The organism is Streptomyces albus subsp. chlorinus (assembly GCF_013302895.1).
GTDB classification, from domain to species: Bacteria; Actinomycetota; Actinomycetes; order Streptomycetales; family Streptomycetaceae; genus Streptomyces; species Streptomyces chlorinus.
Map to the genome: position 1 here is coordinate 2,655,741 of NZ_VJOK01000001.1, position 13,400 is coordinate 2,669,140.

At 72.7% G+C, this 13,400-nt stretch carries 10 protein-coding genes and 1 pseudogene; 4 read left to right on the forward strand and 7 right to left on the reverse strand.

The annotated features are described in order from the left end of the window. The first annotated feature begins 173 nt into the window (after window positions 1–173). Complete coding sequence (locus tag FM076_RS11925) at window positions 174–2,195, forward strand: kelch motif-containing protein (RefSeq protein ID WP_173870136.1); 2,022 nt, start codon at window positions 174–176, stop codon at window positions 2,193–2,195. A 53-nt stretch (window positions 2,196–2,248) separates the two neighbouring features. Here FM076_RS11925 and FM076_RS11930 read toward each other — a convergent pair whose 3' ends face one another. Then, window positions 2,249–3,310 carry a glycoside hydrolase family 6 protein gene (locus tag FM076_RS11930; RefSeq protein ID WP_173870138.1) on the reverse strand — a complete coding sequence of 354 codons (1,062 nt, stop codon included), beginning with the start codon at window positions 3,308–3,310 and terminating at the stop codon, window positions 2,249–2,251. A gap of 140 nt (window positions 3,311–3,450) precedes the next feature. Continuing rightward, entirely contained in the window at window positions 3,451–4,230 is a 780-nt protein-coding gene (locus FM076_RS11935) for an HAD-IIA family hydrolase (protein WP_173870140.1), read from the reverse strand. Between the two features lie 459 nt (window positions 4,231–4,689). Here FM076_RS11935 and FM076_RS11940 point away from each other — a divergent pair, with 459 nt between their 5' ends. Next, window positions 4,690–5,763, forward strand: a complete 1,074-nt coding sequence (locus tag FM076_RS11940) for a Gfo/Idh/MocA family protein (protein WP_173870143.1) — start codon at window positions 4,690–4,692, stop codon at window positions 5,761–5,763. A 44-nt stretch (window positions 5,764–5,807) separates the two neighbouring features. Here FM076_RS11940 and FM076_RS11945 read toward each other — a convergent pair whose 3' ends face one another. Together FM076_RS11945 and FM076_RS11950 are read right to left on the reverse strand one after the other, a co-directional pair. Beyond that, window positions 5,808–6,677: a fumarylacetoacetate hydrolase family protein gene (locus tag FM076_RS11945; protein ID WP_173870145.1), complete on the reverse strand. Its 870-nt coding sequence runs from the start codon at window positions 6,675–6,677 to the stop codon at window positions 5,808–5,810. Between the two features lie 129 nt (window positions 6,678–6,806). Next, window positions 6,807–8,183, reverse strand: a complete 1,377-nt coding sequence (locus tag FM076_RS11950) for a DUF445 domain-containing protein (RefSeq protein ID WP_173870147.1) — start codon at window positions 8,181–8,183, stop codon at window positions 6,807–6,809. Between the two features lie 373 nt (window positions 8,184–8,556). Between FM076_RS11950 and FM076_RS11955 the strand changes: the two genes are divergently transcribed. Beyond that, the gene (locus FM076_RS11955; protein WP_173874684.1) at window positions 8,557–9,855 is read left to right on the forward strand and encodes an SGNH/GDSL hydrolase family protein; all 1,299 of its coding nucleotides are present in this window, start codon (window positions 8,557–8,559) and stop codon (window positions 9,853–9,855) included. Window positions 9,856–9,948: 93 nt separating this feature from the next. Here the strand turns inward: FM076_RS11955 and FM076_RS11960 are convergent, their stop codons facing one another. From FM076_RS11960 to FM076_RS11970, 3 genes are all read right to left on the reverse strand, one after another. Beyond that, window positions 9,949–10,974: an ABC transporter ATP-binding protein gene (locus tag FM076_RS11960; protein ID WP_345944964.1), complete on the reverse strand. Its 1,026-nt coding sequence runs from the start codon at window positions 10,972–10,974 to the stop codon at window positions 9,949–9,951. Window positions 10,975–10,997: 23 nt separating this feature from the next. Then, a complete protein-coding gene (locus tag FM076_RS11965; protein ID WP_173874686.1) occupies window positions 10,998–11,762 on the reverse strand; it encodes an ABC transporter permease in 765 nt (254 codons plus the stop codon). A 79-nt stretch (window positions 11,763–11,841) separates the two neighbouring features. Next, entirely contained in the window at window positions 11,842–12,648 is an 807-nt protein-coding gene (locus FM076_RS11970) for an ABC transporter permease (RefSeq protein ID WP_173870149.1), read from the reverse strand. Window positions 12,649–12,865: 217 nt separating this feature from the next. Between FM076_RS11970 and FM076_RS11975 the strand changes: the two are divergent. Further along, a pseudogene (locus tag FM076_RS11975) lies at window positions 12,866–13,400 on the forward strand (hypothetical protein); the annotation flags it as partial.

A 13,400-nucleotide genomic window follows, 5' to 3' on the forward strand; every position in this document is an offset into this window, starting at 1 on the left:
CCCTGAGAGGCCCGGCCCCGGAACCGCCCCGCGCCCGGGGCGCCACCAGCGGACGGGCCCGCACACCCGCCCGCCACCCACACCCACACCCACATCAGCACCAGCACCAGCACCAGCACCAGCACCGGACAACGGTGTGACCAACCGGATCTCACCCTGGGGGAGGACGAACGATGACATCCCGACCGAGCCGTCGGCGGGCCAGACGCAGCAAGCACCGTCGCGTCAAGCGCGTCGCGATCGGGACGGCGGTCGTCGTCGCCATCGCCGGATTCAACGGCCCCGCGCTGTACGGTTTCGCCTCGGAGAAGTACCACACGTACGAGATCAACCGGCCCGAGTACAAGGCGGCCAGGGGCCACTGGCAGATCGTGGACGTGCCGGAGCGGTACCGCATCAACACCATCCACGCGGCGCTCCTGCACACCGGCAAGGTGCTGCTGGTGGCCGGCTCGGGCAACAACGCGAAGAACTTCGACGCCAAGAGCTTCCGCACCGTGCTGTGGGACCCGGCGAAGAACACCTTCAAGAACATCCCGACCCCCAACGACCTGTTCTGCTCGGGCCACAACCAACTGCCGGACGGCAAGCTGCTGGTCGCGGGCGGCACCCAGCGGTACGAGACGCTCAAGGGCGATGTGAAGAAGGCCGGGGGGCTGATGCTCCTCTACAACGAGAGCCCCGACCGGGCCAAGATGATCAGAAAGGGGACCCGCTTCACCGGGCGGCGGAACGGCAGGACGTTCGTCGCCCAGCAGGCCGTCAACCTGCCGCCCGCGAAGAAGGTGAAGAACCGGCGCACCGGTGAGGTCACCACCGTCCACAGTGTCACCCGCGTCTACGCGGAGGCCGCGAAGGAGGGCCGCCGGTACCAGACCGGTACGCAGGACAAGTACACGGTCAGCGGCCTGCGCGGGGAGGAGAAGCGCAACATCTACGGCATCGCGCAGAAGATGTCGTTCGACAAGAAGGACTTCCAGGGGATCAAGGACGCCTACGAGTTCGACCCGGTGGCGGAGCGCTATCTGACCGTGGACCCGATGCACGAGGCCCGCTGGTACCCCACGCAGGTCACCCTCCAGGACGGCCGCGTCCTCACCGTCTCCGGCCTCGACGACATCGGCCAGGTCGTCCCCGGCAAGAACGAGATCTTCGACCCGAAGACGAAGAAGTGGCGCTACCTGTCCGGCAAGCGCTTCTTCCCCACCTACCCCGGTCTCCATCTGATAGGTGAGAACCGGCTCTTCTACAGCGGTACGACGGCCGGGTACGGGCCCGCCGACAAGGGCCGCAGGCCGGGCGTCTGGAACCTGGAGACCAACCGGTTCACCCCGATCCCCGGTATGAGCGACCCGGACGTGCTGGAGACCGCGATGTCGGTGCCGCTGCCGCCCACCCAGTCGCGGAGGTTCATGGTGCAGGGCGGGGGCGGTGTCGGTGAGTCCTCCAAGTCCACCGACAAGACCCGCGTCGTGGACCTCAAGGAGGACCGGCCGCGCTTCCACGACGGCCCCGCGCTCTACGACAAGGTCCGCTACCCCAGCAGTGTGATCCTGCCCGACGACACCGTGCTGACCACCAACGGCTCGGGCCAGTACCGCGGCAAGAGCGACAGCAACGTGCTGAAGGCCGGGATCTACCACCCGAAGAGCAACACCTTCGAGGAGGCCGCCGCCCCGCTGGTCGGCCGCAACTACCATTCCGGCGGGCTGCTGCTGCCCGACGGGCGCGTGATGACGTTCGGCTCGGACTCGCTCTACGCCGACAAGGCCAACACCAAGCCGGGCGTATTCGACCAGCGCATCGAGATCTACACGCCTCCCTATCTGAACAAGGGCGAGAAGCAGCCCGACCTGCGGGACGTGGGCACCGCCCGCAAGACCGTCTCCCCGGGCGACCGGGTCACCTTCCGCAGCGACGACGCGGCCTCGCTGCGCAAGCTGCGGCTGGTGCGGCCCGGTTCGTTCACGCATGTGACGAACGTGGAGCAGTCGTCCGTCGCGCTGTCAATGCGCAAGGGCGCGGACGGGACGGTGACGGCCACCGTTCCCGACGACCCCTCGCTGGTGACGCCCGGCTGGTGGATGGTCTTCGCCGTCGACGACGACGGCATCCCCTCCAAGGCCCGTTGGCTCAAGGTCGAGGTCGACCCCGGCGCCGCCCACCCTCCGGTGACGGCGGGCGACCCGCGGTAGGGAGGGTCCCGCGGGGGCGGACGCGGCGGGCGCGTGCCGCGCCCCGGTGCCGCTCAGTCCTTGGTGTTGCGGGCGAGGGACAGCGCGTACCGGGGCCACCAGCGGCCGGCCGCGGGCCCGCCCTTGCACTCCCCGTCGGACTCCCCGGGCCGCTTGATCCACAGGTAGGCGTCCACCAGCCGGTCCCCGGTCCTGACCGTGGGCGCCTCGCCCAGCGCCCGGCCGGGCGGGTTGCACCAGGTCTCCTCGCCGCCGCCGGAGGCGGGGCCGTTGCCGTTGCGGCTGGTGTCGATGACGAACGGCTTGCCCCCGACCATCGGGGAGAGCTTCTTGCCGTAGGCGATGTTGGAGGCGGTGGTCTGGTAGTTGGAGACGTTCAGCGAGAACCCGTCGGCCTTGGCGATGCCCGCCCGTTGCAGCGGCTCGACCAGGGCGCCGGGGTCGCGGATCCAGTCGGGGTTGCCCGCGTCCAGGTACACCTTGGTGCGCGGCAGCCGGCCGAGGGCGGTGACGGCCTCGTCGAGGAGCCGGTAGCGCTCGTCGTGGAACTCCTGAGGGGTGCAGCCCCGGGCCAGCAGGTGGGGGACGGCGTCGGGCTCCACGACGACCGTGGCGGCCCGGCCGCCGATGCCCTTGGTGACCTCGGCCAGCCAGCGCCGGTAGGCCGCCGCGTCCTCGGCACCGCCCTTGCTGTACTGCCCGCAGTCCCGGTGCGGCACGTTGTAGAGGACGAGCAGCGCACGGCGTTCCGCCGCCGCGGCGGCCTTGGTGACGCGCTCGGTGGTGCCGCGCGGGTCCTCGGTGCCGATCCACTCGGCCACGGGCTGGTCGGCGATCTTCCTCAGCTGCGCGGCGCGGTCCGCCTCGCCGGCCTTCGCGTAGGCGGCGGCCTGGCGGGCGGCGTTGCCGCGGGGGTTCACCCAGTAGGGGGCCACGGCCTTGGGGCGCTGCCGGACGGCGGGGCCGGACGGCTCGCCCCCGCCGCCGGAGCCGCCGTCGGGGGAGGAGCAGCCGGCCGCCAGCAGGGTGGCCGCCACGGCGGCGGCCACCGCCGCCGCGCGCCCGGTGGTGCGGGCCCGCGCCGTGTGCGACGACCGGCCGTGACTGCCGTACATCCACGCCCCCTCGGGTGTACTCGCCACGCTCCGGGAGAAGTCCGGAGCCGGCACAGATCGTCGCACCATCGTGTCACACGGCCGGTTCCCGCCGGGGGGCTGCGACGTAGGGGACCGTGCGCGGGGGCGCCCCGGGGTGCTCAGACGCGGTCGACCAGGTCCGCGATCGAGTCGACGACGCTGGAGGGGCGGTAGGGGTACCGCTCGATCTCGTCGGGACGGGTCAGCCCGGTCAGCACGAGGAAGGTCTCCAGCCCGGCCTCCATACCGGCGCGGACGTCCGTGTCCATCCGGTCCCCGATCATGGCGCTGGTCTCGGAGTGGGCGCCGATCGCGTTGAGGCCGGCGCGCATCATCAGCGGGTTGGGCTTGCCGACGAAGTAGGGGTGCTGGCCGGTGGCCTTGGTGATGAGGGCGGCGACCGAGCCGGTGGCCGGCAGCGCCCCCTCGGCGGAGGGGCCGGTCTCGTCCGGGTTGGTGGCGATGAAGCGGGCGCCGTCGTTGATGAGCCGGATGGCCCGGGTCAGGGCCTCGAAGCTGTAGGTGCGGGTCTCACCGAGGACGACGTAGTCGGGGTCGGCGTCCGAGAGCACGTACCCGATGTCGTGCAGGGCGGTGGTCAGCCCGGCCTCTCCTATCACATAGGCGGTGCCGCCGGGCCGCTGGTCGTCCAGGAACTGGGCGGTGGCCAGGGCCGAGGTCCAGATGTTCTCCGTGGGCACGTCGAGGCCGATCCGCGCGAGGCGGGCGTGCAGGTCCCGGGGGGTGTACATCGAGTTGTTCGTGAGCACCAGGAACGGCCGCCCCGACTCCTTGAGCCGCTTGATGAAGGAGTCGGCGCCGGGGACGGGGATCCCCTCGTGCATCAGCACACCGTCCATGTCGGTGAGCCAGGACTCGATGGGCTTGCGCTCTGCCACGGATGGACTCCTGCCAGGTCGTGGTGGTCCGGCCGGCGGGGACCGTACCGCCGTGTACGGAAACCGGCCGCCGCCCTCAGCGTAACGGCAGCGGCCGGTGCGGGTCAGCCGAGGCGGACGGCGTCGCCCGCCCGTCACCGGATGTTCCACCGGCGCGGCCGCCCGGCCGCCGTGCAGGGTCAGCTTCCGGTGGCCTTCTGGTGGGGACGCGTCCGTCTGTTGGGGACGCGTCCGTGCTCGGGGGTGCCGGCACGTACGGGTGCCGCTCCGCCGGCCGGGATCTCGTACGGGACAGAGCTTCCACGCGAGGTAGCCACCTCGGCGTCCTCGCAGGCCCGCCCGTATGGCCTGCCTTCGCCCGCAACTCGCCCTGCCCGTGCGGGGGCCCGAGCAGACGGGGGCCGACCCGGTGGACGGGGCCAACCCGCCGGGGCGCGGCGGCTTTGCCAGGGTGGAAGCATGAACCGCATGGACACCACTTCCGCACCGCTCCGCGTCGGCCTGCTCGGTTTCGGCCTGGCCGGCTCGGTCTTCCACGCCCCGCTGATCGCGACCACGCCGGGGCTCGCCCTGGACACCGTCGTCACCTCCGACCCCGAGCGCCAGGAGCGAGCCCGCCGGGCGGGCGCGCCGGGGTCCGAGGTGCGGACCCTCGCGTCGGCCGACGAGCTGTTCGCGGACGCGGACCGGCTGGATCTGGTGGTGGTGGCCACCCCGAACCGCACCCATGTGGAGCTGGCGCACCGCGCGCTGGACGCGGGGCTGCCGGTGGTGGTGGACAAGCCGCTGGCGCCCACGGCGGCCGAGGCCCGCGAGCTGGCGGCGAAGGCGGAGGCCAGGGGGCTGCTGCTGGCCCCGTTCCAGAACCGCCGCTGGGACAACGACTTCCTCACGCTGCGTTCGCTGCTCGCGGAGGACGCGCTGGGCGAGGTGCACCGTTTCGAGTCCCGGTTCGAGCGCTGGCGGCCCCGGCCGAAGGGCGGCTGGCGCGAGTCGGGCGACCCGATGGAGGTAGGCGGACTCCTCTACGACCTGGGCAGTCACCTGGTCGACCAGGCGCTGACCCTCTTCGGGCCCGCCGCCTCCGTCTACGCGGAGTCCGACGTACGCCGTCAGGGCGCCGAGGCGGACGACGACACCTTCATCGCCCTCACCCATGAGAGCGGTGTCCGCTCCCATTTGTGGATGAGCGCCACCGCCGCCCAGCCGGGCCCGCGTTTCCGGGTGCTGGGCAGCAGGGCCGCGTATGTGAAGTACGGCCTCGATCCGCAGGAGAACGCGCTGCGCGAGGGCGCCCGCCCGGCCCAGGGCGAGCCGTGGGGCGTGGAGCCCGAGTCGGCGTGGGGCACGCTGGGCGCCCTGGCGGAGGTGCGCACGGTGCCGACGCTGGACGGCGACTACCCGGCGTTCTACGAGGCGGTCGCCGCCGCCCTGCGCGAGGGGACGCCGCCGCCCGTGACGGCCCACGAGGCGGCGGCGGCCCTCCAGGTGCTGGAGACGGCACGCGCGTTCACCCGCGCCCGCACCCTGTGAGGCCCGGCCGGGCGGGCTGCCGGGCGGGCTGCCGGGCGGCCGGTTCAGGCGGACTTCATGACCTGCCGCTGGCGGCCCAGTCCCTCGATCTCCAGCTCGACGACATCGCCCTCGCGCAGATAGGGCTTGGGCTCGGGCTGTCCCATGGCGACGCCGGCGGGGGTGCCGGTGGAGACGACGTCGCCGGGGCGGAGCGTCATGAAGTGGCTGAGGTAGCGCACCACTTCGGCGACGGGGAAGATCTGGTCGGCGGTGGTGCCGTCCTGCCGCAGCTCGCCGTTGACCCACAGGCGCATGGCGAGCGCCTGCGGGTCGGGCACCTCGTCGGCGGTCACCAGCCAGGGGCCGAGCGGGTTGAACGTCTCGCAGTTCTTGCCCTTGTCCCACTGGCCGCCGCGCTCGGTCTGGAAGGCGCGCTCGGACACGTCGTTGGCGACGGCGTATCCGGCGACGCAGGCCAGCGCCTCCTCGTGCGTGTCCAGGTAGCGCGCGGTACGGCCGAGGACGACGGCCAGCTCGACCTCCCAGTCGGTCTTGGTGCTGCCGCGCGGGATCAGCACCGGGTCCTCGGGGCCGACGACGGTGTCGGGCGCCTTCATGAAGACGATGGGTTCCTCGGGGATCGCCGCGCCGGTCTCCTCGGCGTGGTCGTGGAAGTTCAGCCCGATGCACACGATCTTGCCGATGCCGGTCAGCGGCGGCCCGGTCCGCAGCCCGCCGGGGTCGTTGCCGCCCGCGAGTTCGGGCAGTCTTCCGGCGGCTGCCGCCTCACGTACCCGCGCGCACGCGGCACGGTCGGCGAGCAGGCCGGAGTCGATGTCGGGCACGATCCCCGACAGGTCGCGCAAGGTGCCGTGCTCGTCCAGCAGCGCGGGGCGCTCGGCTCCCGCTGTTCCGACGCGCAGCAGTTTCACGTCGCTCTCCCTCCCAGGAATCAGCCGATCCTCCAAGAGGGTGTTCAGAACCACAAGACCGCGTTCACGTACTGGACCGTAGTCGGGCCGTGGCCGGGCCATGCGGCGCCGTGGTCGCACCGTGGCCGGTCAGGCCCCCAGCAGCCGGGCCACCGTGTGGATGGCGAGACCGGCCAGCGAGCCGACGACGGTGCCGTTGATACGGATGAACTGGAGGTCGCGGCCGATGTGGGCCTCGATCTTGCGGGAGGTGTGCTCGGCGTCCCAGCCGGCGACCGTCTCGGAGATGAGGGAGGTGATCTCGTCCCGGTAGGTCGTCACCAGGTGGACGGCGGCGCCCTCGACCCAGCCGTCCACCTTGCCGCGCAGCCGCCCGTCGGCCGCCAGCCGCTTCCCCAGGGAGAGCAGCGCCGTGCGGGCGCGGACCCGCAGTTCGCTGTGCTCGTCCTCGGCGGCGGCCACCAGCATGGACCGCACGGCGCCCCACACGGAGGCGATGAGGTCCTGCACCTCGTGCCGGGCCAGCGTCTCGTTCTTGAGCCTCTCGACGCGGGCCCGGGTGTCGGGGTCGGACCGCAGGTCGGCGGCGAAGTCGGTGAGGAACCGGTCCACGGCGCCCCGGGCGGGGTGGTCGGGCATGTCGCGCATCTCGGTGACGAAGCGCAGCAGTTCCCGGTAGACGCGCTCGCCGACCTTGCGGTCCACGAACCGCGGCGTCCAGCCGGGCGCGCCGCCCGCGACCGCGTCCATGACCGAGTCGCCGTGCTCGCCCAGCCACTCGGCGGCCCGGGCGCACACCAGGTCGACGACGCGGCGGTGGCCGCCGTCCGCGACGATCTTCTCCAGCATGGTGCCGAGGCCGGGCGCCACCTCCCTGGCGGTGGCGCGGCGGGTGATCGCCTCGCTGACGACGGCCTGCACGTCCGCGTCCCGCAGCACGGTGAGCGCGCCGCGCAGCGCCGTGGACAGTTCGGCCGTCACCCGGTCGGCGTTCTCCGGCCGGCCGAGCCACTCCCCCAGCCGGGCGCCGATCCCGACGCCGCGCAGCCGGGCGCGCACCACGTCGGAGGAGAGGAAGTTCTCCCCGACGAAGTCGCCGAGGCTCCGGCCGAGTTGGTCCTTCTTGGTGGGGATGATGGCGGTGTGCGGGATGGGCAGCCCCATCGGGTGCCGGAAGAGGGCGGTGACGGCGAACCAGTCGGCGAGCGCGCCCACCATCCCGGCCTCGGCCGCCGCCGCGACGTATCCGGTCCACGCGCCGGCGCCCGCGTGCTCCGCCCAGGTGGCGAGCGCGAAGACGGTGGCCATCAGCAGCAGGGCACCGGTCGCGATGGCCTTCATCCGCCGTACGCCCCGCCGCCGCTCCTCGTCGGCGGGGGTCAGCGCGCCGGGACCGTCCGGACGGCCGGGCCCCGCCGGTCCCCCGGGGGCGGGACGGCCGGGTGTGACAGCTCTCACGTGGGCGGGCCCGGCGGGGAGCCGCTCGCCCTCATTCGTCCGTTCCATCCGCTCCCCTCCCCGTCCCCGTGGACGCCCTGGACTCGCTCCCGCCTCCGTACACCGGACAGCTCCGCCGGAGGGCCGGGCCCTGCCATTCTCCCCCGGCCACCAGCGCGGGGAACGGCGAGGGGAGGAGCGGGGGAAGGGAGAGAGAAGGGAGAGGGAACGCATGGGGCCTCTTCCGCGTCTGTTTGATCGACAGCACTGAGACAACATCAGCGAGGAACCCGGTGCCAGGGCGGACGACCCGCCGGCCACCCCCACGGCGCACGGCCCCCGACGGGCGCTGTGCCCCTTTCGTGGGATCATGGCACCGCAGACCGTGCGGAGCCGGGGGGCTCCGATCAGCCGAGGAGAACCATCGCGCGTGACCAGGAACATGGGCTATGCCCTGCTCGCCGGACTTGCGGCGATCGTGGTCCTCGTCTCGACCGCGATATTCATCGGAGCGGGCGGCAACGGCGGCGGACCGGGCGGTGACTCGCCCCAGTCCCGCAACTCGGCGGCACCCGCCTCCTCGGGGAACTGGGTCGGCACCTGGTCGGCCGCCCCGGCGGCGGCCGAGCCGAACAGCCGCGACGGGTTCGCGCACATGTCGATACGGAACGTGGTGCACACCTCGGTGGGCGGCACGCAGGCCCGCATCCAGCTCTCCAACCTGTTCGGCAACCGCCCGCTGACGATCACCCATGCGACGATCGCCCTCGCCGCGGCCCCCAGCAACCCCACGGCCGCGGCGGGCAGCATGCGCCGGCTCGGCTTCGGCAACAAGCCGTCGGTCACCATCCCGGCCGGCGGCGAGGTCACCAGCGACCCGGTGCGGCTGAACGTGCCGCACGCCGCCGACCTGCTGGTCACCACGTACTCGCCGACCCCCTCGGGCCCGGTGACCTACCACCCGTACGCGCGGCAGACCAGCTACGTCGCCGCGGGCGACCGCACCGAGGACACCTCGGGCACCGCCTTCAACCAGCAGAGCCCGTACTGGCGGTATCTGTCGGCGGTCGATGTGTGGAGCGCCGAGACCGACGGGGCCGTCGCCGTGATCGGGGACTCGATCACCGACGGCATCACCTCCAGCCCCGGCGCGAACCGCCGCTGGACCGACTTCCTGGCCGAGCGGCTGCGCACCGAGCGCGACGCGCCCCGGCTGAGCGTGCTGAACGCGGGCATCAGCGGGAACCGCGTCCTGGTGGACGGCAGCAAGTTCTCGCCCAACAACGGGCCGAGCGGGCTGACCCGGATCAGCCGCGACGTGCTCTCGCGCACGGGTGTGAAGGTCGTCGTCGTGGAGATGGGTCTCAACGACATCATCAAGCCGCCGCGGCAGCGCGACCCGCGGAAGATCGTCAACGGCCTGCGGGACCTGGTGCGGCAGGCGCACACCCGTGGGCTGCGCGTGGTGGGCGGCACGTTGACGCCGTTCGGCGGGCACCGCGGGTACACGCCCCGGATGGACGCCGTCCGCCAGGCGGTCAACGAGCAGATCCGCTCCGGCAAGGTCTTCGACGACGTGGTGGACTTCGACGCCGCCCTGCGGGACCCCGCGCATCCTGAGCGGCTGCGCGCGGCGTACGACTCGGGGGACCATCTGCACCCGAGTGACAACGGGTACCGGGCCATGGCCCAGGCGCTGAACGTGAAGACGCTGAAGGGGGCACGGCCCGCCAAGCTGTGACCCCGCGCCGAGCTGTGACCCGGCGGGGCCGGGGCTTGCGGGTTGGGGGCTTGCCGTGCAGGGGGTGGGGCCGTCGTCGATGCGGCCGGGCCCTCACCGTTGTGGTTGCACACCGGGGCGGCCGGAGTCGGTGGAGGGGCTTCGCCCCTCGGACCCCTCGTACATGCGTGCGATCACGTCCTCGATGTCCGGCTCCCGGAGGGACAGGTCCACCACGGGATACGCCGCGACCAGCTGGGAGACCAACGGGGCCGCACTCGCCGAGGCGGGGAAGGCCAGCCACTGGCGGGGGCCCTCGGTGCGGACCGTCCGGGCGCCGGTGATGCCCTCGACCGGCGGCAGTTCGCGCTCCAGGTCCACCACGAGGGTGCGCTCGCCCTGGCCGACCTCGTGCAGCCCGGAGAGCGCGCCGTCGTACATGAGGCGGCCGTGGTCGATGACCACCACCCGCTCGCACAGCTGCTCGATGTCGCTGAGGTCATGGGTGGTCAGCAGCACCGTGGTGCCCCGCTCGGCGTTCAGCCGCGCCAGGAACCGGCGCACCCGCGCCTTGCTGATGACATCGAGCCCGATCGTCGGCTCGTCCAGGTAGAGCACGTCGGGGTCGTGCAGCAGCGCGGCCGTGATGTCGCCGCGCATCCGCTGCCCCAGCGACAGCTGCCGCACGGGCACATCCAGCAGCCCGTCCAGCTCCAGCAGTTCCACGCAGCGGGCCAGGTTCTCCTCGAAGCGGTCCCGCGGGATGCGGTACATCCGCCGCACGAGGCCGAACGAGTCGCGCAGCGGAAGGTCCCACCACAAGGTGGTGCGCTGCCCGAAGACGACCCCGATGCGCCGCACCAGCCGGGTCCGCTCCTTCCAGGGATCCACCCCGGCGACCCGCAGCCGCCCGCCGCTCGGGGTGAGGATGCCGGTGAGCATCTTGACGGTGGTGGACTTGCCGGCGCCGTTGGGCCCGATGAAACCGGTCATCTCGCCGCGCCGCAGCGTGAAGGAGATGCCGTCGACCGCGCGCACCTCGCTGGTCGTACGGCGCAGCAGGCCGCTTCTGCGGCGTACCCGGAAGGTCTTGGTCAGGTCGGTGACGGCGATGAACGCGTCGTCGTCCGCGTCGCTCACGGCTCCGGTGTCCTCTCCAGCTCTCAGTTTCCGGTACTGCGGTACGCCCGCAGCCCCGCCCGCCACAGCGCCCCCGCACCCGCGCAGCACAGCAGTGCCACGGCCGGCGCGGCGAAGTCCATCCAGCCCGGCAGGCCCAGCGGGTCGTCGCGGCCGAGCACGCGCAGCGCGGGCAGCCAGTTGACGAAGGCGAGCGGCACCACGAACGTCACCCCGCGCACCAGCTCCTTGCCGAAGACCGTGGGCGGGTACTGGAGCAGGGTGATGCCGCCGTAGGTGAAGGCGTTCTGCACCTCGGAGGCGTCCTGCGCCCAGAACTGGAAGGCACCGCCGAGGACGAAGACGCATCCGAAGATGACGGCTCCGCACAGCACCATCGAGACCAGCAGCGCCATGCGGCCCGCCGTCCAGTCCAGCTCCAGCCGCGTCAGCGACCAGCCCAGCACCAGCCCGGCCTGGAGGATGCGGCCGAGCCGGTTCAGCGCGAAGCGGTCGGCGGCGACCTGGCTGAGGACGGGCACCGGGCGGGTGAGCAGGATGTCCATGGTGCCGTCCCGCACCCGGCGGCCGACCCGCTCGGCCGTCCCCAGCAGCAGGTCGGCCAGGCCGAAGGCGACGCAGGAGGTGCCGTAGAGGAAGGCGACCTCGGGCAGCGTGAAGCCGCCGAGCGCGTCCACCTGGGCGAACATCAGCGTGATCGCGGCGAAGTCGAGGGCGGTGCTGGCGAAGTTCGCGGCGAGCATGATCGCGAACGAGGCGCGGTACGCCCACGAGGAACGGATCCACATGGCCGCGATGAAGCCGTACGCGCGCAGTCCCCACACGGCGCGGCCCAGCACCGCGCGGGCGCACGCGCCCGACAGGGTCTCAGCCACCCTGGACCACCACCTTGCGGGTCGCGACGAACTGGAGCAGCCGCCCCGCGGCCAGCAGCACCACCGCCCACACCAGCTGGAAGGCGAGGCCCGGCAGGCTCCCGCCGGGGTGGGCCCCCAGCAGCACGTCGGCGGGCACCTGGAGGGTGGCGGCCCACGGCAGCCAGCGCACCGCGTCCCCGAACCCGCCGGGGAAGACCGTCAGCGGCAGCAGCATCCCGGAGAAGAAGAGGCTCATCAGGGTGGACAGGGCGCTCAGCCCGGTCGCGTCCAGCAGCCAGAAGCCGCACAGCGCCCACAGATAGCGCAGCGCGAAGCTGACGACGATCGCCAGCAGGGCGGAGAGCAGGAACAGCAGCCAGACGGCCGGGGAGGACGGCAGCGCCAGGTCGAACACGAGGGCCCCGGCCGCCATGGGGGCCACCCCCCGGCCCACCAGCTGGAAGGCGGCCCGGCCCAGGTCGTGGGCGAGCCACCACAGCTGGAGGTCGACGGGCCGGTACAGATCGATGGCGACGTCGCCGTTGCGTATGCGCTCGTGGAACTCGTCCTGGAACCCGCCGCCCAGCAGCGCGACGGCGGCCAGCAGCGCCTGCCCGGTCCACACGAAGGTCAGCGCCTGTGACTGGTCGTAACCGCCGAGGTGGGGGCGCTCGTGCCACAGAGCGAGGAACGTATAGGCGAGAATGAAGCCGAAGACGGTGTTGGTGAACACGCCGGCCGCCGTGGCGACGCGGTAGGTGGCGTACCGCCGGAAGCCGCTCGCGGCCACGGCGAGATTGAGACGGAGCAGATGCATCCTTTCGAGCTCCTCCACCGTCTTTCAAGTAGCACTTCCGTGCGAGAACCGAGCGCGGGCGAAGCGCATGAGCGTAGTGCGCGGGATACGTGGACTGCCACCGGTTTTCCACCGGTCCCGACGCGGGCCGGGCTCGTTCTGCGGTACGGAGGGTGCGAGAGTGTTCTACGGGGCGTACCACGAATCGCCCGCCATTGGACGAGGAGTCCCTGCAGACATGAGTGACGAGCCGAACCGCGACGCCGAAGGCCGAGAGCCGGAGTCGGACGGCCCGCCAGACAACAGCCCGCCCGAGCGGGACACCCCGGCAGAGCGGGCGCAGCCCGGCAGGGCGGCCGGCCCCGCGTCGAACCCCGCCCCCAAGCGGACCGCCAGGGGCCGGAACGGCACCCAGGACGGTACCCCCGCCACCCCGGGCGCCCCGTCCGCCCCGGGCGCAGGCGGCACCCCCGATGGCGCCGCACCCGGTGGGAGCGCACCCGACGCGGACAGCACCACCGAAGCGGCGGCGGCCACCGGTGAGGGCGGCGTTCCCGGGAAGGACGGCGCCCCCGCGAAGGTCGATGGTGCCGGTAAGGGCGCGCCCGGCAGAGGCACGCCCGGCAAGGACTCCCCCGCCGGTGCGGGCAGCGGCCCCGGGGACGACGCGCCCAGCGTGAGCCGCATCCCCACCACCCCCAGCACACCCGGCAAGAGCCGCATCCCCACCACCCCGAGCACCCCCGCCGCGGCCAAGGGCACCGGCAGGGCCG

What these genes read in the sequence shown, in the direction of transcription:
- FM076_RS11955 (WP_173874684.1), top strand. Translation starts at nt 8,557, where the DNA reads ATGGGCTATGCCCTGCTCGCCGGACTTGCGGCGATCGTGGTCCTCGTC.
- FM076_RS11940 (WP_173870143.1), top strand. Translation starts at nt 4,690, where the DNA reads ATGAACCGCATGGACACCACTTCCGCACCGCTCCGCGTCGGCCTGCTC.
- FM076_RS11950 (WP_173870147.1), bottom strand. Translation starts at nt 8,183, where the DNA reads ATGGAACGGACGAATGAGGGCGAGCGGCTCCCCGCCGGGCCCGCCCAC.
- FM076_RS11970 (WP_173870149.1), bottom strand. Translation starts at nt 12,648, where the DNA reads ATGCATCTGCTCCGTCTCAATCTCGCCGTGGCCGCGAGCGGCTTCCGG.
- FM076_RS11965 (WP_173874686.1), bottom strand. Translation starts at nt 11,762, where the DNA reads ATGTGGATCCGTTCCTCGTGGGCGTACCGCGCCTCGTTCGCGATCATG.
- FM076_RS11925 (WP_173870136.1), top strand. Translation starts at nt 174, where the DNA reads ATGACATCCCGACCGAGCCGTCGGCGGGCCAGACGCAGCAAGCACCGT.
- FM076_RS11930 (WP_173870138.1), bottom strand. Translation starts at nt 3,310, where the DNA reads ATGTACGGCAGTCACGGCCGGTCGTCGCACACGGCGCGGGCCCGCACC.